Origin of the sequence: Streptomyces sp. NPDC001407, from assembly GCF_042895325.1 — a bacterium.
Taxonomy (GTDB): domain Bacteria; phylum Actinomycetota; class Actinomycetes; order Streptomycetales; family Streptomycetaceae; genus Streptomyces.
The window spans coordinates 15,752-37,384 of record NZ_JBIAWF010000013.1 but is presented as its reverse complement, the minus strand read 5'-3'; the positions used below and the strand labels follow the sequence as shown (position 1 = coordinate 37,384).

The following is a 21,633-nucleotide window of genomic DNA, read 5'->3' as shown; positions in this document are numbered from 1 at the left end:
ATAAACACGGACGCCCGCGCTCAGGAAAGCAACCGCTGCTCCTTCGCCACCGCCACCGCCCCCGCCCGCGTCTCCACGCCCAACTTCTCGTAGATCCGGCCCAGATGCGTCTTCACCGTGGCCTGGCTGATGAAGAGGGCGCGGGCGATGTCGCGGTTTCCCAGGCCCTGGGCGAGCTGGGCGAGGATGTCGAGTTCGCGGGGGGGGGCAGGGCGGGGCGGGCCGCGCCGCCCGTCGCGGCCGTCGGCGTGGCCGGCGCGCCCAGCGGCGACCTCGACGAGAGGTTCGCGCGGGCGGGTGTGGGCGCGCTGGAAAAGTAGCCGGAAAGCAGGCGGCCGGGCGCGGCGACCGGTGCCCGCGCCCGGCCTGCCGACCGGTCTACTTCACCTCCACCCGCACCTTCCACGGCGCGATCACGAGCGGGCACAAGTGTCCCTGATCCGCATGGCAGTGCCGCTGTGCGCTGAGGACGGCGATGCCGGCCCGCTCCGCGTGGAAGCGCGCGGTGGTGTCGCCCCTCGGGGTCGTGCTGCCCGCCGTCCGGTGGAGGACGGCGGCATCGCTCACCGGAACGCTCCAGGAGTAGGTGAGCCCAGCCTCGTGAGAGCCGGTGAGGTTGACCTGGACGTCGTCACCGGTGTGCACGGTCACGGGATGACCGTTGTCCGCGTTGGTGAGGGTGACGCGCCCGGCCCGTACGGACGGGGTGGCCTCGGACACCGGTGCGCAGACGGCCAGCGCCGTCAGTGCCAGTGCAGCGGTCAGGGGGACAGCCTTCATGAATGCTCCCGGCGAGGACGGAGTCCGGCGTAAGTGCCCCATATTTCCGGGCAGTTCACGCCGTCAGCGGCGAAACCACCGGAAGACCACTCCTTCGGGTCACGGGTCGGAGTGGATTCCCGCCCGGCCGGTGTCGTCGGCCCCGCCGGGCCGTTGTTCCTCAGGCGATACGGCGATGGAGCGACGCTCGCGGAGGAACCATGGCAAACGGAACGGTCCTGTTCGGGGTACGGGAACTGCCGGACGGCGGAGGTGCGGCCGCGGAGCAGTTGCGCAGGATCCGCGAGGAGTTGGAGACCCGTGGGTTCGAGGTGCGCTGGGCCGCCACGAGTGACGACGCCCAGGCGGTGCTGCGCACCGAGGCCGGTCTGGCCGCCGCCGTCGTGGACTGGGACCTTCCGGCACCGGGCGGGAGCGACGCCGGGACGGGCGGCGGCGAGGTGCTGCGCAGCACCGGCCGGCGCTTCCAGCATCTGCCGGTCTTCCTGATCACGGCGGGCGAGGACCTCGACAATCTGCCGCTGTGGGTCGCGGAGACCGTGATCGGCTACATCTGGCCGCTGGAGGACACGGCGCCCTTCATCGCAGGCCGGATCGCGAGCGCGGCGCGCGGCTACCAGGAGGACCTGCTGCCGCCGTTCTTCAAGGCACTGCGCCGCTTCGACGACGCGCACGAGTATTCGTGGCACACCCCGGCCCACTCCGGCGGCGTCGCCTTCCTCAAGTCCCCGGTCGGCCGGGCGTTCCACGACTATTTCGGGGAGCGGCTGCTGCGCAGCGACCTGTCGATCTCCGTCGAGGAGCTCGGCTCGCTGTTCGAGCACACCGGTCCGGTCGGTGACGCCGAGCGCAACGCGGCCCGTATCTTCGGCGCCGAGCGCACGTACTTCGTGCTGCACGGAGACTCGACCTGCGACCGCATGGTCGGCCACTTCAGCGTGACCCAGGACGAGATCGCGCTGGTGGACCGCAACTGCCACAAGTCTGTCCTGCACGGGCTGGTGCTCTCCGGGGCCCGGCCGGTCTATCTCGTCCCCACCCGCAACGGCTACGGGCTCGCGGGCCCCCTGCCGCCGGCGGGGACCGAGGCGCGGGCGGTCGCCGACCGGATCGCCCGCAACCCGCTGACCAGGGGCGCGGTGTCGCCCGAAGCGCAGTACGCGGTGCTCACCAACTCCACCTACGACGGGCTGTGTTACGACGCCGTCCAGGTGGCGCGGGCCTTCGCGCCGAGCACGCCCCGCCTGCACTTCGACGAGGCGTGGTTCGCGTACGCGCGGTTCCACCCGCTCTACGCCGGGCGCTACGGCATGTCGGTGGGCCCGGACACCTTCCCGGAGCCCGAGCGGCCCACCGTCTTCTCCACGCAGTCCACGCACAAGCTGCTGGCCGCCCTGTCGCAGAGCGCGATGGTGCACGTGAAGCCCGCGCCGCGCGCGCCGGTCGAACACGACCGGTTCAACGAGGCGTTCATGATGCACGGCACCACCTCGCCACTGTATCCGATGATCGCCTCGCTGGACGTGGCCGCCGCGATGATGGACGGCCCGCAGGGCCGCTGGCTGATCGACGAGGCGGTGACCGAGGCGGTCCGCTTCCGGCAGACCGTCGTGCGCGTCGGCCGGCGGATCGCGGCCGCGGCCGACCGGCCCGGCTGGTTCTTCGGCGTCTGGCAGCCGGAGACGGTGACCGACCCGGCCACCGGTGACCGCGTGGCGTTCGCCGACGCCCCGGCCGAGCTGCTGCGCTCCGAACCGGCCTGCTGGCAGCTGGAGCCCGGTGCCGACTGGCACGGCTTCGCCGGCCTGACCGAGGGCTACTGCCTGCTCGACCCCGTCAAGGTCACCCTCACCTGTCCCGGCATCGACGCCACCGGGCGGATGGGCGACTGGGGCATCCCCGCGCGCGTCCTCACCACCTATCTGGCCACCCGGAACATCGTGGTGGAGAAGACCGACAGCTACACCACGCTCATCCTCTTCTCCATGGGGATCACCAAGGGCAAGTGGGGCACACTGATGGACGCGTTGATGGACTTCAAGGCGCTCCACGACGAGGACGCCCCGCTGGAGCGCGTACTGCCCGAGCTGGTCGCCGCGCACCCGCTGCGCTACACCGGAGAGACCCTGCGCGGGCTGTGCCAGGAGATGCACGACCATCTGCGCGAGGCGCGCCTGGTCGAGCTGCTGGACACCGCCTTCCAGGACCTGCCCGAGCCGGTCACCCCGCCGCAGCACTGCTACCAGCGCCTCATCCGCGGCGGCACGGAGCGCGTACGGCTGGCCGAGGCCGCGGACCGGGTGGCCGCGGCGATGGTCACGGTCACCCCGCCCGGCATCCCGGTCCTGATGCCCGGTGAGAACACCGGTGCCCCGGACGGTCCCCTGCTGCGCTACCTCGCGGCGCTGGAGTCCTTCGACCGGCGCTTCCCCGGCTTCCACAGCGAGACGCACGGCGTCACCCTCGACCTGGAGAGCGGCGACTACCTCATCGAGTGCGTGCGTGGCATCCCGGCGCAGCAGGCCGGGGACGGGAGCGGGGCGCGGCAGGAGGCGGCGGCGCGCTCCTGAGGACACGGCGGACCGGGTGGGGCCGGTGGGCCCCGCCCGGTGCTCGCCGTCAGGCCGCCGGTGACTCGCGGTGGGGCGGGCCGATGGCCGCGCCGAGTACGGCGTTGTTGGGGATGAGCGTCCTGCCGTCGTCGGTGCGCAGCTCGACGAACAGCAGGGTCATGTCGGTCACTTCGCCCTCGATCCGGCCGCCGAGCGGGCCCGACTGCACGCTGATCCGCTCGCCGATGGTGAACGGGTGCGCGACCATGAGCACCAGGCCCGCGAAGATGTTGCCGAGCACCGGCTGGGCGGCGATGCCCAGCAGCACACCGGTCAGCGCGCCACCCAGCAGCAGCTTCCCCCACGGCACGCGGAGGAGACTCAGGGCGCCCAGGATCACCAGCGCGTAGCCGGACAGCAGGCATATCACCCGCAGCGCGGCGGAGCGGTTGTCGCCGATCCGGCCGGCGAGCACCTTCACCAGGTCGTCGGTGGCCCCGCGGACCGCGATCAGGGCGCCCACCAGGAAGACGCCCGCGCTGACACCGGCGATCACCCGGGAGGTCAGCGACTGGTGGCTGTCCGGGCTGCCCAGCAGTCCGCCGAAGGTGAGCGACACGACGAGCCCGCCGAGCGCGAGCGAGGTGATGACGACGGCCCGCCGCGTGCGGATCACCCCGCGCCAGTGCAGCCGGTGCCCTGCGGCGGCGGGGTCCGCGGTCACGGCGGCGTCTGCGGTCATGCTGTCGTGGTCCACCGGTGAGCCCCTTGTGGTGCGGATGTCGCGGAGCAGACTACCCACGCTCCCCGGGCACCGAATGCCACGCTCCGGCCCACGCCGGTGCCACTCAGGGTCAAGGCTCGGCCAAACGGTTGCACACTTGCGCAAGTAAGGGTCTATGCTTCTGGGGGTTCGAAAGCAAGCAGGCACCTCGTTCGGTGAGGCGTCTGCACGGACACAGGCCACTGACCCCACGACGTCGAGAGACGCCCAGGGTCAGGACAGGTCTCCCCGACTTAAGGGGTGACCCCAAGTGGCTTCCCCGCCAGCGGGGATCACGCCGTGCAGTGCCAAAGCTCTGACGAGTTGGGGTGAACCGGGCCATGCCCGGTCCGCTCCTTGCCGAGTCGTCGACGCGACGCGCGTCCCGGCCGGAAGGAGGCGAGAGACATGGATTGCGGTTGCAGTAGTCCGGGCCATAGTCGCCCCCCGTTCCGCATGCCCTCGCCCTTCTCCGGCACACGGTAACCACCTTCCCCGCGGGCACGACCGTGCCACCGCCCTCACCCGTCCGGCACCATGCCGAACCGGGTCGCAGTGCTGCGCGCCCGCGGGTGGAGCGTGGCCGCGCGCCACCGACTCCTCGCCTGCCCAGGCGTCCGGGAGGCTCCCCATGACCGACCTGATCACCGACACCACGATCCCGGCACCGCGCAGCGCGGTGCTGGACGACGCCCACCTCGGCGACATACGCGGCGCCCTCGGCACCATCAGGCAGGACGACCACGGCGAACGCCGCGGCCTGTCCGCCAAGTTCAAGACGCTCCTCGCCATCGTCGGGCCCGGCCTGATCGTGATGGTCGGCGACAACGACGCGGGCGCCTTCGCCACGTACGGCCAGGCGGGCCAGAACTACGGCACCAGCCTGCTGTGGACCCTGCTCCTGCTCGTCCCGGTGCTCTACGTGAACCAGGAGATGGTGCTGCGGCTGGGCGCGGTGACCGGGGTCGGGCACGCGCGCCTGATCCTGGAGCGGTTCGGGAAGTTCTGGGGCGCCTTCTCCGTCATCGACCTCTTCCTGCTCAACGCGCTGACGCTGGTGACCGAGTTCATCGGGATCACCCTGGCGACCGGATACCTCGGGCTGCCCAAGGTGGCGTCGGTGATCCTGGCCGCCGCGATCATCATCGCCTCGGCGTTCACAGGGTCCTTCCGCCGCTTCGAGCGCGTCGCCATCACCCTGTGCGCGGGCAGCCTGCTGCTCGTACCCGTCTATTTCCTGGTGCACCCCAAGTCCTCGCAGATGGGCCACGACTTCGTCGTCCCCGTCATCCCCGGCGGCTCCGGCGAACTGGCCACCGTCATGCTGCTGATCATCGGCATCGTCGGCACGACCGTGGCGCCCTGGCAGCTGTTCTTCCAGCAGTCGTACGTCATCGACAAGCGCATCACCCCGCGCTTCATGAAGTACGAGAAGGCCGACCTGTGGCTCGGCATCGGCGTGGTCGTCATCGGCGCCGCCGCACTCACCGGCATCGCCTCCGCGGCCTTCGCCGGCACCGGGGGCGCCGGGAACTTCACGGACGCCGGGGGCCTGGCCACCGGCATCGAGGCGCACGCCGGGAAGCTCGCTGGGGTGCTCTTCGCGATCGCCCTGCTGGACGCCTCCGTCATCGGCGCGTTCGCCGTCTCGCTGTCCACCGCCTACGCCATCGGCGACGTCCTCGGCATGAAGCACTCGCTGCACCGCGGCATCAAGGGCGCCAAGGGCTTCTACGCGGTCTACGCCGGGCTGGTCGCCACGGCCGCCGTCATCGTGCTGATCCCCGGCTCCCCGCTGGGCCTGCTCACCGAGGGCGTCCAGACGCTCGCCGGGGTGCTGCTCCCGTCCGCCTCCGTGTTCCTGCTGCTGCTCTGCAACGACAAGCAGGTCCTCGGACCGTGGGCCAACGGCCCCAGGACCAACGCCTTCACGGCGGCGGTCGTCGGCGTCCTGGTGACCCTCTCGGTCATCCTGACCGCTTCCGTCCTGTTCCCCGGCATCACCGCCGGCGCGATCCTCGACATCATGGCCGCCTGCGGCGTCGCCGGAGTGCTCGCCGCCGGATACGCCTTCACCCGGCGCCGCACCGGGACGAAGGAGGACCCCATCGACCGCACCGGCAGGGACACCTGGCGGATGCCCCCGCTGGAGACCCTCACCCGCCCGGTCATGGCCACCGGCCGCAAGATCGGCATGGGGGCGCTGCGGACGTATCTCCTGGTGGCGATGGTCCTGGTCGTCTTCAAGATCGTCCGGGTGGCCCTCGGCCAGTGAGTCCGGCCCGGGCCGGACGTCACCACACCAGCGCGTCCGCCGGGTTCGACTGCCAGTAGGTGACCGCCGCCGAGTCGTCGATCCACGTGCCCTCGGGCAGGGTGAGCGTGGCGGAGGTGTCGGTGGCGCCCTCGGCGTCGGGGAGGAAGACCTCGAGCTTGCGGGCCGTACGGCCGTGCCCGGCGCTGCCGTCGCCGGCCGAGAGGCCGATGCCCGCGTACGCGGACTCGCCCGGGGCCAGGGTCACCACGGCCTGGGGCCGGCTGTCCTCGACGGCCCGGGTCACGGCCTGGTCCTCGTCGAAGCGCAGGTAGGGGAAGGCGTACGCGTTGCAGGCGGTGCGGCCGGTGTTGGTGACGGTCAGCAGGTCGTGGTTGATCGGGCGGCTGACGGTGCGCACGGTCAGCTCGGTGCCGCCCGCGGCGCAGGCGGCGGTGGTCGCACCGGACGACGCAGCGGCCTGACCCGGCGTGGCGGTGAGGGCGATGGCCGCGGCGGCGAGTGCGGCGGAGGCGGTGAGGCTGAGGGTACGCATGGTGGTCTCCCGAGGAATGTGCTGACGTGGCACGTCAGATGAGGCCGAGAAGAAGCGCGAGCATGGTGGTGCCGGACGTGCGGAGCACGACCCGCCGGGCGTCGCTTTCGTGCCCACAGCCTGCGATCCGGACCGTCCCGGCGACAAGACCCGCCGGGCCTTCGGGGACGCCGGAACGCCCCCGTATAGGCTCAGCAGGGGGGAATCCGCGCCCTGGAACGCGGTCCTGGGACGGGAAGTGCCGGTATGGCCGACGGTATCCAAGAGTTCGCAGCCCGGCTCAGCGCACTGAAGGAGCGTTCGGGCCACAGCTACAGCACCCTGGGCAAGCGGCTGCACATGAGTACGTCCACGGTGCATCGCTATTGCAACGGTGCGGCCGTGCCCACGGAGTACGCGCCCGTCGAACGCTTCGCCCGGCTCTGCGGGGCGTCGCCCGAGGAACTCGTCGACCTGCACCGCCGCTGGATCCTGGCGGACGACGCGCGACGGCGGAAGGCGCAGGGGGCGGGTGGGGGCGCGGGGACCGCGAACGCGGTCGCGGAGGAACCACCGGCCGAGCCTGCCGGTGCGGCGGAGCCGGCGACTCCTGAGCCGGTCGCGGCCGAGCCCGCCGGTGCGGCGGACCCCTCGGCTCCGGGACCGGGTCCGGCCGGGCCTGCCGGTGCGGCGGAGCCGGCGACTACCCAGCCAGGCCCGGCAAAGACCGCCCCTGCGACGGAACCCGCACCTCCGCAGCCGGGCGCAGCCGAGCCCGCCGGGACGACGGACCCCACGCGTTCGGTCGCGCCCGAGCCCACCGGCACGGCCGGGGCCGGAAGCCCCGAACGAATACCCACCGGCCCCGCCCAGGCGAAGAGCTCCGAGCCGATACCCGCCGCTCCGGCCCGCACAAAGAACTCCACCCCCAGACCCGCCGCCACCCCGCCGCGGCGGACCGGCGGAGCCCCCCGCTCCCGCCGGATCGCCCTCACCGCCGCCGCCGTCGTCGCCGTGCTCGCGCCCGCCGTCGTCGTCGCCGGTTACGCGGCCGGCTCTCCCCGCGCTCACCGCGCCGGGACGAACGCGACGGCGGCCGGGCCGGACGCCGACGTCACGTACCGCGCGTCCGGGCGGGCGTTCGCACCATCCGGCAGTCCGTCGCCCGGCGGAGCCACGCCTTCCGCGACGCCGGGCACCTCCCCCGGCCCCGACGGCGGCACGCCCACAGCGGTGCCGGAGGAGGCGAAGCCGGACGGCAAGCGGTCCGCGGAGCCCACCGGCACGCCCCTGACCGCCGACGTCCGCCCGTACGTCCTGCCCGATCACTGCGACCAGATGTACGTCTCGGGCCGCCTGCCCGCACAGGTCCCCGAGCCGCCCGCCGGGGACGACGCGCGCGACTGGGCGACCGCGGTGCGGGCCGTGCCGGGCGGCCAGACGCGCATCGAGGTGGCCGTTCAGGGGAAGAGCGGGCAGGCCGTCGTCCTGCGCGCGCTGCACGTACGCGTGTCGGGCCGGGCGGCACCGCTCGCGTGGAACGCGTACGCGATGGGCGACGGCTGCGGCAGCGGGATCGCCCCGTCCCACTTCGACGTCGACCTCGACCGCGACCACCCCGACGCCCGGCCCGTGGCCGGCAAGCAGGGCGACATCACGGTCCCCGCGACCGACTTCCCCTACCGGACGAGTTCGACGGACCCCCAGGTGCTGGACGTCCGCGCGCACACGGGCACGCAGGACGTCACCTGGTATCTGGAGCTGGAGTGGAGCAGCGGCGACCGGCGCGGGACGCTGCGGATCGACGACCGGGGGCAGCCGTTCCGCACGAGTGCGGTCAAGTCCCGCCCGCAGTACGTGTACCGGTACGACACCAAGGCGTGGGACCTGCTGCCCGACTACGCGCGTCGGTGAAGGCGGGTCCGGACGCCGCCCCGGCCGGGGTGACGTCCGGACGGGTGCCTCACTTCTTGAGCGAGCAAGTGGCCCGGGCCGTCTTGCCCGGGTCGCTCTCGGAGCGCGCGGTGAGGGTGACCGTGCCCTTGTGCTCGGCGCCCGACGTCGCCGTCACGGCGACGTCCACGGGGACCGGGGTGCCGGGCGTGGCGGAGGTGAGCCGGCTGGGCAGCCACGCCGACCAGCCGCGGCCGGAGGCGGTGGCCGACAGGCGGTAGATGTCCGTGGACCGCGGCGAGCCGGTGTTCGCGAGGGCGAAGGTGCACAGGGCCCGCCCGTCCCCCGCCCTGCCCTTCGCCGTGCCGTTGCCGAGGGCGAGGCCGCGGGCCTGCGTCCCGGCGCCGTCGAGGGACTTCACGCCGACGCCGTAGGAGAGCACGCCGTTCGCGTCGCGCCGCACGTCGAGGATGTAGAAGTGCAGCCGGTTGGCCTCGTCGACGTATTCGTACTGGCTGCCGCTGTCGGCGCCCGCGTGGAAGAGCGCGTCGCTGAGCTGGCGGTAGTCGCCCATGGTGATCTTCTGCGGGGTCCCGTCGGGGCGCCGGAAGTCCACCAGGCCGATGTCCTCCGGGTGCGCGTCGATCACCCAGGCGAAGGGCGCGCGGTCGGCGTTCTTGGTCTTGGTGAGCAGGACGCCGCTGTCCGGGGTGAAGGAGTCCATGCCCATGCGGTCGACGACTTCGAGGGTGTAGTTGTCGTAACCCCCGCCGTCGCAGAGGGGGTCGGTGTTCCGGTCGCAGGACGGGGAGAGGTCCCGGCCCATGGTGACGTTGATCCCGGTGAGCCCCTTCTCGCCGGGCGGCGCCGACCGCGCGGTGACGCGGGCCACGACAGGGCCGGAGTCCTTGAGGGCGTCACGGTCGAGGCGCAGGACGTTCTTCGCGTCGACGATGTCCAGCTTCATCTTGTCCCGCAGCACGTGCTCGGCGCCCATGGAGCCCCCGGCGGTGGCCGGTATCCGCCAGCGCGTGTGCGGTCCTCCCGGGCCGTTGAACGAGCCGCGGGATAGCATGCCCCAGATGCCCGTGTAGGAGCGGCTGAGCGGGGTGCCGTAGGGGTTGTTGTAGTTGTCGCCTATCCCCAGGATGTGGCTGAACTCGTGGGCGAAGGTGGCCATGCCGGAGCTCTCCGCCTGGGTGGACGAGCCGTTCTCGGCGTTGGGCCAGATGCGTGCGGCGGCCTGCCACGAGGTCCAGGGCACGTAGCGGGTCCGGGCGGTGTTGCCCCCGCCCGCGACCGGCGACGGCGGGCCCCAGGCGGCGGGTACGTCCTGGGGGTTCTGGAACCTCATCTGCCCGAACTCCTGCCAGACCGAGGATTCGTCGACTCCGGCGGTGAGGTAGAAGACGAAGTCGAAGTCCGCCGTCCTGCTCTCCCCCACGTCGGCGACCCAGGCGCGCCTGCCGTCGGCGCGGATGTCCTTGCCGCAGGTGTCCTGCCGGGGGCAGGCGCCGGGGTTCATCCCGTCGTCGATGCCGTACTGGTACGACTTCCCCGGCATGCGGTACGCGCCGAAGGCGGTGAGGTCCACGCCGATGCGCCCGCCGGAGTCCTCCATCCAGTATTCGTTGATGGTGTGGCCGTGGTTGAGCGGGCCGGGTTTGTTCAGGAAGTCCTGGTAGAAGGCGGGTACGCGCTCGCGGGGGATGCCGGACGCGGTGCTCTGCGGATTGCCGAAGAGCGTGGAGCCCGGGGGTTTGCTGACCGAGAAGTCCTCGTCGGGGTAGTCCAGCAGCACCAGGGCGCCCTTGAAGGTGCGCCGGGTGGGTTTGACGGCGGGGTTCGCCCAGTCCGTGCCGGGCACCGAGCGGTATTCGGCCCACGTCATGTCATCGGGATTGCGCCACCGCTGCGGGTCGATCGGCCGCACCAGCGGCGGCCGGTGCCCGGCGGCGGCGTCGGGCAGGGCCCGCGCGGTGCCGGAGGCCAGGGCGGCCACGACACCGAGCAGCAGGGCGAGGATGCCCAGCCGGCGTAATCGCCGGGGGCGCGTGCGAGGGAAGTACATGACTCACCTCGTGTCTGAAGTCATCGGACAGTCGTCGGAAGAGACATGGCAAGTCGTGCGATGGATGTGCCCATCGGGGCCAAGGTAGGACGAGGGGTCCGAAGAAGCCAGGGTGCCGACAGAGGTGCGGGCGCCACCTCAATCGGCCGTCCGGCCAGGGGACTTGAACACGATCGGGTGAGTCACCGCATGTCCACACATACCGCTGGGCATTCATGGCCACGAATCGGCCCAGCCGCCCGATTCACGCCAAATACCCTACGGATGAAGGGAGTCACCACCCACCGCGACGCCTCCGCCGCGGCGCGACGTCCGGACCCCGCGACGCACCACGACACGGCCGTCGGCCGATGTCCACCCATATGAAGGAAACCCGTCCATTCTCCCTTCCCAGGGCCCCGCGGCACCAAGAATGCTCGCGCATCAAGAGCACGGCTCCCGTCGGGCAGCAACCCCCACGGGGCCCAAAGCAAGGAGAACGCATGTCTCGCGCATCGATGCGCCGTATCGCGGCTGTCACCGCCTCGGCCGCCCTCCTGTCCGGAATCGCCGCCGCGGCCGGCACCGCCGCCTACGCCGGCACGAACCCCCAGCCGGCCCCGCCCAGCAGCGCGCCCATGCACGGCCACAAGGGTGAGCACGGCAAGGGTCACGAGCAGCACGGGAAGGGCGAGCACGGCAAGGGCCACGAGCACGGCAAGGGCGAGCACAACAAGGCCGGCGAGCACGGCAAGTCCGCCGGTCTCCACCTCGGCTGGGAGAAGGGCGTCGACAAGAAGAAGGACCACTGGGACGCCAAGCGCAACTGCTGGCAGCGCTACGACGACGACTCCCACAGCTACGCCCAGTGGGACGAGAAGGCGCACTGCTGGAAGCGCATGGTCAACGGCCACTGGCAGAAGTGGGACACCGCCCACAAGGCGTGGAAGTAACCCCTGACCCGCGCTAGGCCCAGGTCGTACGGCACGCTCTCACAGCGCGCCGTACGACCTTCCGGCCCGTGTCACGCGTCGGTGCCGTAGAAGCGGTCTCCGAAGTCGCCGATGCCCGGCATCATGTAGGCGTTCTCGTTCAGCCGCTCCTCGATCGCGGACGTCACGATCTTCACCTTCGGGAAGCGCTCGCAGACGGTGGCGATGCCTTCCGGCACGGTGATGAAGTTGATGAAGACGATGTTCTCCTCCTTCACCCCGTGGTCGAGCAGGAGCTGGATCGCGGCGAGCGCCGTGCCGCCCGTGGCGAGCATGGGCTCAAGCAGCAGCACGTGCCGCTCGGCGATGTCGTCCGGCAGGTTCGAATAGTAGAGCTTCGGCAGCTTGGTGACCTTGTCCCGCTGCATGAGGATCTTGCCGATGCGTATTCCCCGGCAGACGGCGCGGAGTTCACCCTCCATGCTCTCTCCGGCGCGGATGATCGGGACACCGCAGAGCTTTCCGGAGAAGCGCAGGCCGTGGTATTCGCGGCCGACCGGCGTCTCGACGATCCGCTCCTCGAAGGGCAGCAGGTCGAGCCCCGCCTCGATGAGCATGCGGATGATCCGCTCCGAATGGAAGACGAAGTCCTCCCGGCGTGCGTGGCGGTCGCGGATGACCGTGTGCAGGGCACGCAGCTGCTTCGTCTGCGGCAGCAGGTGCACGTTCTCGCCGAGGTATTTCTCGATCGACACGGTCGGCTCCGTCGCTGTGGTCGTGCTGGACATGATGGCTTCTCTCCCCACCCTCGGATGTGTTTTCCGGCGCCTCGTGCGGCGCCGCCCTGCTCTGATCCCTATTCGGTCGGCGGCTGCTCGAAGGACGGGGGAAGGCCCGGCGTCACCGTGAACTGCCCGGCGGTGGCGCGGTAGACGGACCGGAGGCCGGTGCGCTGCCACATCCGCCGCATCACATAGACCAGCTTGGGGTTGTGCTCCTCGTCCTCCTCGAAGGCGCGGAGGATCGTCTGCCGCCAGTCCTGGGCCCACACCTCGGGCACGTCCGCGTCGACGGCGCCTTCGAAGGCCGCGTGCAGGCCGGCCAGCTTCGCGCGGGCCGGGAAGTCGGCGCCGGAGAAGATGACGCAGAGCATGCCGATCCAGAAGCACTTGACGACGTGCTTGCGCTCCTCGGCGGGCAGCCGGCTCGCGATCTGTTCCATCGCGTGCAGGGAGGTGATCAGGTGCAGGAGGACGAAGTCCCCCGGCACGGCCAGATAGAGCAGGGACACCACGTAATAGAGCTGTTCCCAGCTCTCCTCGACGTCCTGCTCGTCGATCCACGCGGGCGTGCGGTAGATCAGCGGGTGACCGGCGCCGAGGAGCCTGGCGATGCGGTATTGCAGGCCCGAGCGGGCGAGTTCGGGGTGAATTCCCTCGGCGATGCCGACGGCGGTGTCGCCGACGAGTTCCCGGACCCACTTCTGGAGGGTGTCACGGTCGTCCTCCCAGGCGCCCGCGACACGGAGCAGGGAATCCACCGCCCGCTCCCCTGCGGCGCCGCCGTCCTCCGCTCTTTCCGGGTGGCAGGAGACGTACGAGAACGCCATGTACGCGAGGCCCTCGATGGTCATCCACCGGTTCTTCGCGTCGATCGCCCAGCCCAGGTGGATGGTGGCGTGCGTGAAGGCGCCGACCCAGCCGGGCAGCAGCGCGGGGACGTAGCGGCGCAGGAGTTCGTCGGTGCCCAGCTCCTTCTCCTGCTGGTCGAAGAAGGCGCAATAGGCGGAGAAGCTGGTGCGCTGCCCGAGGAAGTCCTGCCAATTCTCCTCGGTGATCTCGTACTTCGACTCCTTCGGCGGCTCCAGGCCGTAGCCGTAGGTGGTCAGCCGCGCGTAGTTCTCGTAGTACGCCTTGATCTGCTCGGGGCTCGCGCCGAGGCCGTCGAGGGCGATGACCGCGTGCTTGACGTGGTTGCTGAGGTGACCGTTGAACTCGATGTGGTACGTACGGTCGTTCAGCAGTTGCTCGACCACAGTGGCGTCAGTCATTTCCCTTGCCTTTCTCACGGGCCGCGCTTGTCACCCTGGACAAGTACATTCCGGCGATCACGATGACGACGCCCAGGACGCGCAGTGCGCCGGGCGCCTTGTTCTGGTTGTGGAAGTCGATGAGCACCGCGGTGATCATCTGGCCGCTGATCACGAGCAGCGCGGCGTTCATCGCGCCGAGCCGCGGGAACACATAGCTGTTCACGGCCACGAACAGGGCCCCGAAGAAGCCGCCGAGATAGGCGGCCAGGGGCGCGGACCCGGCGTCGTCGAATTTCCAGTCGCCGAGGACGAGGAGCACGAGCGTGAGGAAGAGGAAGCCCACGACGTGATTCCACAGGGACGCCCTGAAGGGGCCGATTTCCATGCTCAGCCGGCCGTTGACCGCCCGGCTGGTGCCGATGACCATGCCGTTCAGCAAGGCCAGCAGGATGAAGGGGAGCACCGGTCACTCACCGCCGAAGATGATGAGGGCGCTGCCGGTGAGGACGGCCAGCACCACGAGGAGATCGGCGAGCACCAGCCGGCGCCTGGGCGTGCCGAAGAGGCCGAAGGAGTCCGAGACGATGCCGAAGACCACCTGGCCCACCAGCATGAGCGCGATGGTGCCGGAGAGCTCCAGGCTGCTGTTCACCGCGATGGCGGCGAGCATCACGGTGAAGGCGCCGGGAATGCCGCCCAGGTAGAACCAGAGCGGCCTCTTCCCGCGCTCTCCCTCCGGCTTGCCGCCACCGGACCGGAATGCCTTGGTGGCCAGCAGGACGAGGACGAGGGCGGCCACTGCACCGATGCCGTGGGCGACCCACGAACCGAACACCGACGAAGTGTGCTTCGCCAGCAGGCTGTTGTAATTGGTCATCAGCGCGAGGAGGACTCCTCCCGCGATGCCCGCGAGCCAGTCCTTCGACCGTCCGAGCACGATTACCGGCCCTCGCCCGTACCGGGGTGGGCGGCGGCTATGCACGTCAGCACCTCGTCGAAGGAGTCGGCGATCCACGTCGGATCGGCCGATTTCAGCTCTTCGAGGCTGTGGATTCCGTAGGTGACGGCGATGGAGCGCATTCCGGCGGCCTTGGCCATCAGCAGGTCGTGGGTCGTGTCGCCCACCATCACCGTGCTGTCGGCGGTGACCTGGAGCTTCTCCATGACGGCGTGCCCGGATTCGGGGTCGGGCTTCGGCTTGCTCACCTGGTCCGCGCCGATCACGACGGTGAAGAGATCCCGCAGGCCCGCGGCGGTGAGCAGCGCGTCGGCACTCGCGTAGAACTTGCTCGTCGCGACGGTGAGCACAAGTCCCTTCTCGTGCAGGGCTCTCAGGCCCTCGGCGACTCCCGGGAAGAGCAGTTCCCCGGCTCGGGGGAGGATGATTTCCCGGAACAGCCGCTGGTACTGCCGGACGCCCTCGGCGACGCGGGCGTCGTCCAGCGCGATTCCCAGGAGCTTGCCGAACGCCTGCTCCAGCGGCAGGCCGATGGTGGCGCGCACGGCCGACGGGTCCGGTGCCGCCACCTCCATGGCGGCGAATGCCGCCGTGAAGGTCTCCACGATCGCGCGGGGTGTGTCGACGAGCGTGCCGTCCAGGTCGAAGACTACGACCTCTGTCATGTCAGTCCCTAAGAATGTGAGGCGGTGCGGGGAAGGGGAGCGGGCGTTCAGCCGCGCTCGCGCAGCAATTCGGCGTGTGCGGCCGCGATGCGGCCCGCGGCCTCCGCCGTGCTGATGAGGACCGCCATATTGGCCTTGGCGGAGCGTCCTTCGGTGACCTTGTCGACCGCGTGCATCAGGAATTTCGTGAGCGCGTTCCCGCGCACGCCCTCCTTCTCCGCGGCGAGCACGGCGTCCTCGATGGCCTGCTCGACCTCGCGGCTGTCGATGGCGTCCTTCTCGTCGACCGGGCTGGTGACCAGGAATCCGGTGTCGTTGCCCAGCGCCCAATGCGCCTCGATCGCACGGGCGATGACCTTTTCGTCGTCGATCCGGTGCGGGCTGCGGTATCCGCTGGAGAGGCAGTAGAAGGCGGGGAAGTCGTCCGACTTGTAGGAGACCAGCGGAACGCAGTGCGTCTCCAGGAACTCCATGGTGAGCCCGAGGTCGAGAATGTTCTTCGCACCGGCGCAGACCACGGCGACCTTGGAGCGGGTGAACTGGATCAGGTCCGAGGAGATGTCCATGGACCGCTCGGCACCCCGGTGCACACCGCCGATTCCCGCGGAGGCGAAGAAGGGGATGCCCGCGAGCTGCGCGGCCACCAGCGAGGAGGCGACCGTGGTGGCGCCCATGCCGCCCCGGGCGATCGCGACGGGCATGTCACGGCTGCTGACCTTGGGAATGCCGGGGGTGGACGCGAAGCGCTCGATGTCCGCGTCGGTCATCCCGACCAGGATCCGGCCGTCCTCGATGCCGATCGTCGCCGGGACCGAGCCGCCGGCCCGCACCGCGGCCTCCACCTTCCGGGCGGTCTCCGCGTTGTGCGGATAGGCCAGCCCGTGGGTGATGACATTCGACTCCAGGGCCACGACGGGAAGGCCGGAGCCGATCGCGTCGGACACCTCTTCGGTGAATACCAGGGGTACGTTCGCGTGGTTGTTGCGCACTGTCACTTCTCGTTTCGCGTCATGGGTCGGCGGCTTCGGGGGACGGCCGGGCCGGGCGTCCGGCCGTCCCCCGAGGGGTTCGTCAGTAGTTCGGCGTCTTGTGCAGCAGGTCCTTGCGGCCGACGATCTCGGGGGCGTAGACCCGCTCGTCCCAGTCCGCTTCCGCGACCGGTTCCAGGGCGATCGAGATCACCCCTTCGTCGCACCCGAAGGCCTTTCGCACCGCGGCGGTCAGGTCCGCGACCAGCTCGCGGCGCTGCTCTTCGGTGAGCGGTGCGGGAAAGTGCTTGAGGTTAATGTGCGGCATAGTTCTCCTGCTCCTTCCCGGCGCGCAGCCGGTGGCCGATCCCGTCGGTGAGCTCGGCGATGTCGGGGTCCTTGAGCAAGCTGTAGTGATCGGCTTCCAGCTCGATCACGGTCGGCTCGGTGGCGGAGTATCCGCTGCTGTTCTCGATGAACGAGTAGTCGTCGCCGCGCGCCTTGAAGATGGTGACCGGGGCGTCGAGGCGGCGCTCGGCCAGCTCGTGGAAGGCGTACTCGAAGGAGTAGGTCCGGTGCACGATCCTGGTGACGCGGCGCACCAGTTCGGGGTCGAGGCCCTCGAAGTTCTCGCCGATGAAGGCCGCGAAGCTCTCGTCGTCGTGCGCGGTCTCCAGGCATTTCTCCAGCAGCGGCCCGGAGATGGCGCCCGCGAAGACGGAGAAGAGGATCGTCACGTACGCCTTGTTGGCATAGGTGGATTCCCTGCGCAGCTCGGCGGTCCGCACCTTCGGGTTTCCGGGAGCGATGAGGAAGAGGTTCTCCACCCGTTCGCCGGCCTGCTCCAGCTGGTACGCGGTCTCGAAGGCGACGCGGGCCCCGAAGGAATATCCCCAGAGGGTGTACGGGCCTTCCGGCTGCCGCCGCCGGATCTCCTCGATGTCGGCGGCGGCCATCTCCTTGATCGTGGCGTAGGGCGTCTCGCCGGGGTTGATGCCGTGGGCCTGCACTCCGTAGAAGGGCCGGCCGGTCTCCGCCCGGTCGGCCAGGAGCCGCAGGTTCATGGTGTAGCCGCCGAGGCCGGGCCAGCAGAAGACGGGGCTGAGGGAGCCCTTCCGCCGCAGCCGCACCAGGCGGGAGGACGCGTCCGCACTCTCGCCGTCGACCCTGCGCGCCAGCTTCTCGACGGTCGGGGACTCGAAGAGCACCTGGAGCGGCAGCGAGCAGCCGAACTCCCGGTTGATCTTGTTGATGAGCGCCACCGCGATGAGCGAATTGCCGCCGGCCTCGAAGAAGTCGTCCTGGACCGATACGGAGTCCCGCTTCATGCCCTTCTGCCAGAGCTCGCCGATCCGCTTCTCGGTCTCGGTGCGCGGGGCGATGAAGGGCCGGTCGACGAGCTCCACGTCCCGCTCGGCCAGCGCCTTGAAATCGACCTTGCCGTTGGCGGTGAGCGGCATCCGGTCCAGCACCAGGACGCGGTTGGGCATCATGTAGTCCGGCAGGAAATTGCTCAGGTCGTCCCGGACCAGCTCCGCCGGGCCCTTCATGTGGACGGTGTCCTCCTTCATTCCCCGGCTGCGCAGCTGCTCCTCGCTCACGCGGCCGCCGACGAAGAAATAGGAAGGGCCGGTTTCCCTGCCGTCCGCCTTCAGGATCGCGTCGATCCTCCGGGCCGACGGGAGGGGATGGCCGGACTTGGAGCTGTAGCCGGAGGACATGAAGCCCAGGTCCACGTCGTTCATCTCCAGCCGCTGGAGTCTGCGGCCGAGGTCGATGTAGCTGCGCCAGTCCTCGGGGGTGCGGCTCAGCACCGTGATGCCGATGCTCGCCCGCTCGTAGACCTGCTGGTTGATCGCGATGACGTGCTTCTTCAGGACCAGTTCGGAAGAGATCCGCTCCAGGTCACCGTCGGAATAGCGGTACTGCCCGGCCGGGAGGTCCGCGACCTTTCCGGGATGGGCCTGCACATAGATGTCGAGAAGGTCGTCCGGCCGCGGCACGGCCTGCCCGGATATCTCGTACGTGCCCAGGTAGTAGTCCTCCTCCGCGCACTCCAGATGCTCAACGACGGCAGGCGTGAATTCCAGGTCCTGGATGTTCAGGCCGTGGGCGGGGAGGATCTTCTCGAAGAGGCCGACCATGTGCCCGGCCTCGATCTCCAGGACTTCCTGGATGTTGTTCCTGTAGACCGGCTCGATGGCCCGCTTCTTCCCCATGAAGTGGACCTTGATCCGTGGGGTGTCGCTCTCGGCGCCCGCGCGGATCAGCACCAGTTCGTGGTGCACGGGGTGGTAGTAGTGGAAGCCCGGTTCGAGACCGGCGATCCCGGACAGCTCCAGATACATCTGCGTGGCGTACAGCGAGCCCGGAGAGGCATAGCCGTATTTCGGCAGGAGCCGCTCCTCGCTGGGGTACTGCCCGAAGTACCGCAGGATCTCGCCGAATTCGGCGAGGCCCAGGTCCTTCACGTCGCGGGGGGCGGCGCCGGATATCTTGTCGCCGAGCAGCCGGAGGATGTCGGCCTTCCCGACCGGGCCGCCCTCGTAGAAGCGGTAGGTCTTGCGGGCGAAGACCAGCTCCTGCTGCTCCGCGGTCGGTGTCGCGCCCGGAAGAGTGACGGTCGGCTTGCCGTCGAGCTCCTGCGACTCCCGGCAACCGGCGTTCGACAGCTGGGCCTTGACCTGGAGCTTGTTCTTCTTGGACTGATGGTGGGCACCGTGATTGCCCTGGTCCATCAGCGCGGCTTCCTTCGGGTTGAGCTCGATGAAGGAGATGAGGTTCTGGAAGCCGGTGCGGGGGTCCTTCTTCACGATGACCGCGGCGTTCTTGACCCAGTCGTGAGTCTCGATCGCCAGCTTGATCTCGTCGAGTTCGACGCGGAATCCCCGGAGCTTGACCTGGTTGTCGGTGCGGCCCGCGAACTGCACCGTGCCGTCGGCGTTCCAGTGCGCGAGGTCGCCCGTGCGGTAGAGCCTGCCGCCCCGGCCGCCGTCCGCCAAGGGGTGCTCGATGAAGCGGTCGGCGGTCAGGTCCGGCCGGTGCAGATATCCGCGCGCCAGCTGGATGCCACCGATGTAGAGCTCGCCGATCTCCCCCGCGGCCACCGGCGAGAGCTGCTCGTCCAGGATGAGGTACTGCGTGTCGTGCACCGGCGCGCCGATGGATATCGCGTGCGGCCCTTCCTTGACGGTGTCCCGGTCCACGGTGAACGCCGAGGAGTTGATGGTGCATTCGGTCGGCCCGTAGACGTTGATCAGGTCGCACCGCGGCATGGCCTCCAGGCACTCCACCGCGAGGTTCCTGGTCAGTGCCTCACCGCCGCTGAAGATCTGGGCCAGGGAGGTGCAGGTGTGCAGTTCCTCGGTGTCCAGGAGCGCCTGGAGCAGGGTCGGGACGCACTGGAGCGTGGTGACCTCGTGCCGGACGATCGTCTCGACGACCCGCTCGGGGTCCCGGTAGATGCCGGGGTCCCCCATGACGACCTTGCTGCCGCAGGCCGGGGCGAGGATCTCCCATTGCGCCGCGTCGAAGCTCATCGGCGTCTTCTGCAGCACGGTCCTGCTCCGGTCGATGCCGTGGGCCTCGCGCAGCCAGCGCATCTGGCTGACGATGCTGCGGTGCTCGATCATCACCCCCTTGGGCTTGCCCGTGCTGCCGGAGGTGTAGATGACGTACGCCAGGCTGTCCGGGCGCGGGCCGCTGCCGGGCTCTTCGCGCTCGCTGCCCGTGCGCGGGGCCGTGGCCGCCTCGACGTCCCGCAGCGTGACGATCCGCGTGCCGTGCGGGGCGAGTTCGGCCAGCCGCGCCGTGAGGTGCTCCTGGCAGAAGATCACCTGGGTGCCGGTGTCCTCGATCATGTACCGCAGGCGCTCTTCGGGGTACTCCGGCGACAGCGGCAGATAGGCGCCCCCGGCGAACAGGATGCCCCAGGCGCCGATCATCAGCTCCATCGACGGCTCGACGAACAGGCCGACGCACGTGTCCGCGGCCACGCCGAGTCTTCGCAGGTGGGCCGCCAGAGCTGAGCCGCGTGTCACCAGCTCGCGATAGGTGAGGGTGCTGTCCGCCTGGACAACTGCGATGTCGTCGGGGTGCTGCTTCGCCTGTTCCCGGAGCAGGTCGGGGAGACGGTCGGTGAGGCGACCGCCTCCGGTGAATGCGTGGTCCATTTCGCTGAACTCCTTAGTGACCAGGCTGTTCTCGCCGGTCAGGCCAGGCAGGATCAAGAGCTTCGGGCAGCTCGCCCCATGCGCCGGGCCGGATCCGCGCACGGCCGGCACCGGGCCTTGTGCGCTGCGGACACGGCGGCGCGCGGTGGCGTCACACCGCGCCGGGCGCGGGGCGCGCCGGACCCCGGCCGCGGCACGAAGCGCGCGGACGAGGGCACGGCGAGGCCGCGGCCTGAGGAAGGCCCCGGACGTGACACACGACGGCACCCGGGGCCACTCGGGCCCTACGGGCGCCGGCCCCTGCCGCCGTCGGCTCCGTTGGCGACGGCGTGCGGAGCGGGCTGGGTTGGCAACTGTGTGGACTGAGACAGGAGTTGAACGAATGGAAGTCGACAAGGTCTTTCATGCCGCCCCCAGGCAACACCCTTGCAGTGACGAATGCGGGCACCCGGAATCCACCCCCGGGGCGACCCTCGTCAGAAATTGCGGCGCCGAACGCATTCATCGGAATCGGCGCTCGATCTCAATGTTTTCCGAGCGTCATGAATGTGCGCGAATTATCGCGGCGACGGCATCAGTGCGCGGCGACTCGTTTGTGATCCATGCCGGATCCTTCCCCCCATGTATAGAGCAACTGACCGGCTGGACAGCACAGCCGACGGGATCCTGGCCACTGAACGGAGGGCCGGGTTCCGATCGCTTGTCGTCGTGAACCGGTGTGCTGATCCTCTGGGTTGCCCGGCCGTGTGTCAAGAGTTGTCCACTACCACCCTTCCGGCCTTCGCGAAGACGTAACAGCTGATCAAGTCGGTCGTGGCGCGCCTCCACCGGAACGCCCGGCACCCGTGGTAACCCCCGGCGGGCGAGGGGTCGGGAGAAGTAAAGTCCGGGCGTATTCCAAGTGTCCCTAAAACATTTGACGGACACTTGACGGCAATCTTTACGGACGGCTATCGCGCCGCGCCGGGCACACCGACTACACCATGACGCGTATCCGGATCACCCCGTACGCCACCCGTCGGCAGCCACCTTCCGACAACTCCCTTAGAGAAGTGGAGGATTGATTATCGATTATTCGC

The 21,633-nt window shown here is 69.8% G+C and carries 16 protein-coding genes, 2 pseudogenes and 1 riboswitch; of the genes and pseudogenes, 5 read left to right on the top strand and 13 right to left on the bottom strand.

What is annotated here, in order from left to right; genetic code table 11:
* Positions 1–20 precede the first annotated feature (20 nt).
* Positions 21–218: pseudogene (locus ACFY1P_RS18960) on the bottom strand (response regulator transcription factor); the annotation flags it as partial.
* 9 nt (positions 219–227) lie between these two features.
* Between ACFY1P_RS18960 and ACFY1P_RS18955 the strand changes: the two are divergent.
* Positions 228–320 (top strand): annotated as a pseudogene (locus tag ACFY1P_RS18955) (heme-binding protein); the annotation flags it as partial.
* 58 nt (positions 321–378) lie between these two features.
* On the opposite strand, the gene ACFY1P_RS18950 reads toward ACFY1P_RS18955, so the two are convergent.
* Entirely contained in the window at positions 379–780 is a 402-nt protein-coding gene (locus ACFY1P_RS18950; RefSeq protein ID WP_390751190.1) for a hypothetical protein, read from the bottom strand.
* Between the two features lie 200 nt (positions 781–980).
* Between ACFY1P_RS18950 and ACFY1P_RS18945 the strand changes: the two genes are divergently transcribed.
* Positions 981–3,350 (top strand): Orn/Lys/Arg decarboxylase N-terminal domain-containing protein, encoded by a 2,370-nt coding sequence (locus ACFY1P_RS18945; protein ID WP_390751189.1) that lies wholly within the window; start codon positions 981–983, stop codon positions 3,348–3,350.
* Between the two features lie 49 nt (positions 3,351–3,399).
* Here the strand turns inward: ACFY1P_RS18945 and ACFY1P_RS18940 are convergent, their stop codons facing one another.
* Positions 3,400–4,089 carry a mechanosensitive ion channel family protein gene (locus ACFY1P_RS18940; RefSeq protein WP_390751188.1) on the bottom strand — a complete coding sequence of 230 codons (690 nt, stop codon included), beginning with the start codon at positions 4,087–4,089 and terminating at the stop codon, positions 3,400–3,402.
* A gap of 167 nt (positions 4,090–4,256) precedes the next feature.
* Positions 4,257–4,431, top strand: a riboswitch (M-box (ykoK) riboswitch).
* Positions 4,432–4,726: 295 nt separating this feature from the next.
* Here ACFY1P_RS18940 and ACFY1P_RS18935 point away from each other — a divergent pair.
* The gene (locus tag ACFY1P_RS18935) at positions 4,727–6,370 is read left to right on the top strand and encodes an NRAMP family divalent metal transporter (protein WP_361525806.1); all 1,644 of its coding nucleotides are present in this window, start codon (positions 4,727–4,729) and stop codon (positions 6,368–6,370) included.
* A 19-nt stretch (positions 6,371–6,389) separates the two neighbouring features.
* Here the strand turns inward: ACFY1P_RS18935 and ACFY1P_RS18930 are convergent, their stop codons facing one another.
* On the bottom strand, positions 6,390–6,905 hold the full coding sequence (locus tag ACFY1P_RS18930) for a DUF4232 domain-containing protein (RefSeq protein WP_361525809.1): 516 nt from the start codon (positions 6,903–6,905) through the stop codon (positions 6,390–6,392).
* Between the two features lie 246 nt (positions 6,906–7,151).
* Here ACFY1P_RS18930 and ACFY1P_RS18925 point away from each other — a divergent pair, with 246 nt between their 5' ends.
* On the top strand, positions 7,152–8,798 hold the full coding sequence (locus ACFY1P_RS18925; RefSeq protein WP_390751187.1) for a helix-turn-helix domain-containing protein: 1,647 nt from the start codon (positions 7,152–7,154) through the stop codon (positions 8,796–8,798).
* Positions 8,799–8,847: 49 nt separating this feature from the next.
* Here the strand turns inward: ACFY1P_RS18925 and ACFY1P_RS18920 are convergent, their stop codons facing one another.
* On the bottom strand, positions 8,848–10,848 hold the full coding sequence (locus tag ACFY1P_RS18920) for a M6 family metalloprotease domain-containing protein (RefSeq protein ID WP_390751186.1): 2,001 nt from the start codon (positions 10,846–10,848) through the stop codon (positions 8,848–8,850).
* A gap of 482 nt (positions 10,849–11,330) precedes the next feature.
* On the opposite strand from ACFY1P_RS18920, the gene ACFY1P_RS18915 reads away from it, so the two are divergent.
* The gene (locus ACFY1P_RS18915) at positions 11,331–11,780 is read left to right on the top strand and encodes a hypothetical protein (RefSeq protein ID WP_361525817.1); all 450 of its coding nucleotides are present in this window, start codon (positions 11,331–11,333) and stop codon (positions 11,778–11,780) included.
* 71 nt (positions 11,781–11,851) lie between these two features.
* Here ACFY1P_RS18915 and upp read toward each other — a convergent pair whose 3' ends face one another.
* From upp to ACFY1P_RS18875, 8 genes are all read right to left on the bottom strand, one after another.
* On the bottom strand, positions 11,852–12,484 hold the full coding sequence (upp, locus tag ACFY1P_RS18910; RefSeq protein ID WP_390751296.1) for a uracil phosphoribosyltransferase: 633 nt from the start codon (positions 12,482–12,484) through the stop codon (positions 11,852–11,854).
* Positions 12,485–12,615: 131 nt separating this feature from the next.
* Positions 12,616–13,809, bottom strand: coding sequence for a questin oxidase family protein (locus tag ACFY1P_RS18905; RefSeq protein ID WP_390751185.1), 1,194 nt, complete (start codon positions 13,807–13,809; stop codon positions 12,616–12,618).
* Entirely contained in the window at positions 13,802–14,254 is a 453-nt protein-coding gene (locus ACFY1P_RS18900) for a DMT family transporter (protein ID WP_361525825.1), read from the bottom strand. The genes ACFY1P_RS18905 and ACFY1P_RS18900 overlap by 8 nt, the downstream gene beginning before the upstream one ends.
* A 3-nt stretch (positions 14,255–14,257) precedes the next feature.
* Positions 14,258–14,728: a DMT family transporter gene (locus ACFY1P_RS18895; protein WP_361525827.1), complete on the bottom strand. Its 471-nt coding sequence runs from the start codon at positions 14,726–14,728 to the stop codon at positions 14,258–14,260.
* A 2-nt stretch (positions 14,729–14,730) separates the two neighbouring features.
* Complete coding sequence (locus ACFY1P_RS18890; RefSeq protein WP_361525830.1) at positions 14,731–15,414, bottom strand: HAD family hydrolase; 684 nt, start codon at positions 15,412–15,414, stop codon at positions 14,731–14,733.
* Positions 15,415–15,461: 47 nt separating this feature from the next.
* Entirely contained in the window at positions 15,462–16,403 is a 942-nt protein-coding gene (locus ACFY1P_RS18885) for a pseudouridine-5'-phosphate glycosidase (protein WP_390751184.1), read from the bottom strand.
* Between the two features lie 82 nt (positions 16,404–16,485).
* Positions 16,486–16,710, bottom strand: a complete 225-nt coding sequence (locus ACFY1P_RS18880; protein ID WP_390751183.1) for a tautomerase family protein — start codon at positions 16,708–16,710, stop codon at positions 16,486–16,488.
* A complete protein-coding gene (locus ACFY1P_RS18875; RefSeq protein WP_390751182.1) occupies positions 16,697–20,554 on the bottom strand; it encodes an amino acid adenylation domain-containing protein in 3,858 nt (1,285 codons plus the stop codon). Before ACFY1P_RS18875 ends, ACFY1P_RS18880 begins: the two co-directional genes overlap by 14 nt.
* Positions 20,555–21,633: the final 1,079 nt, after the last annotated feature.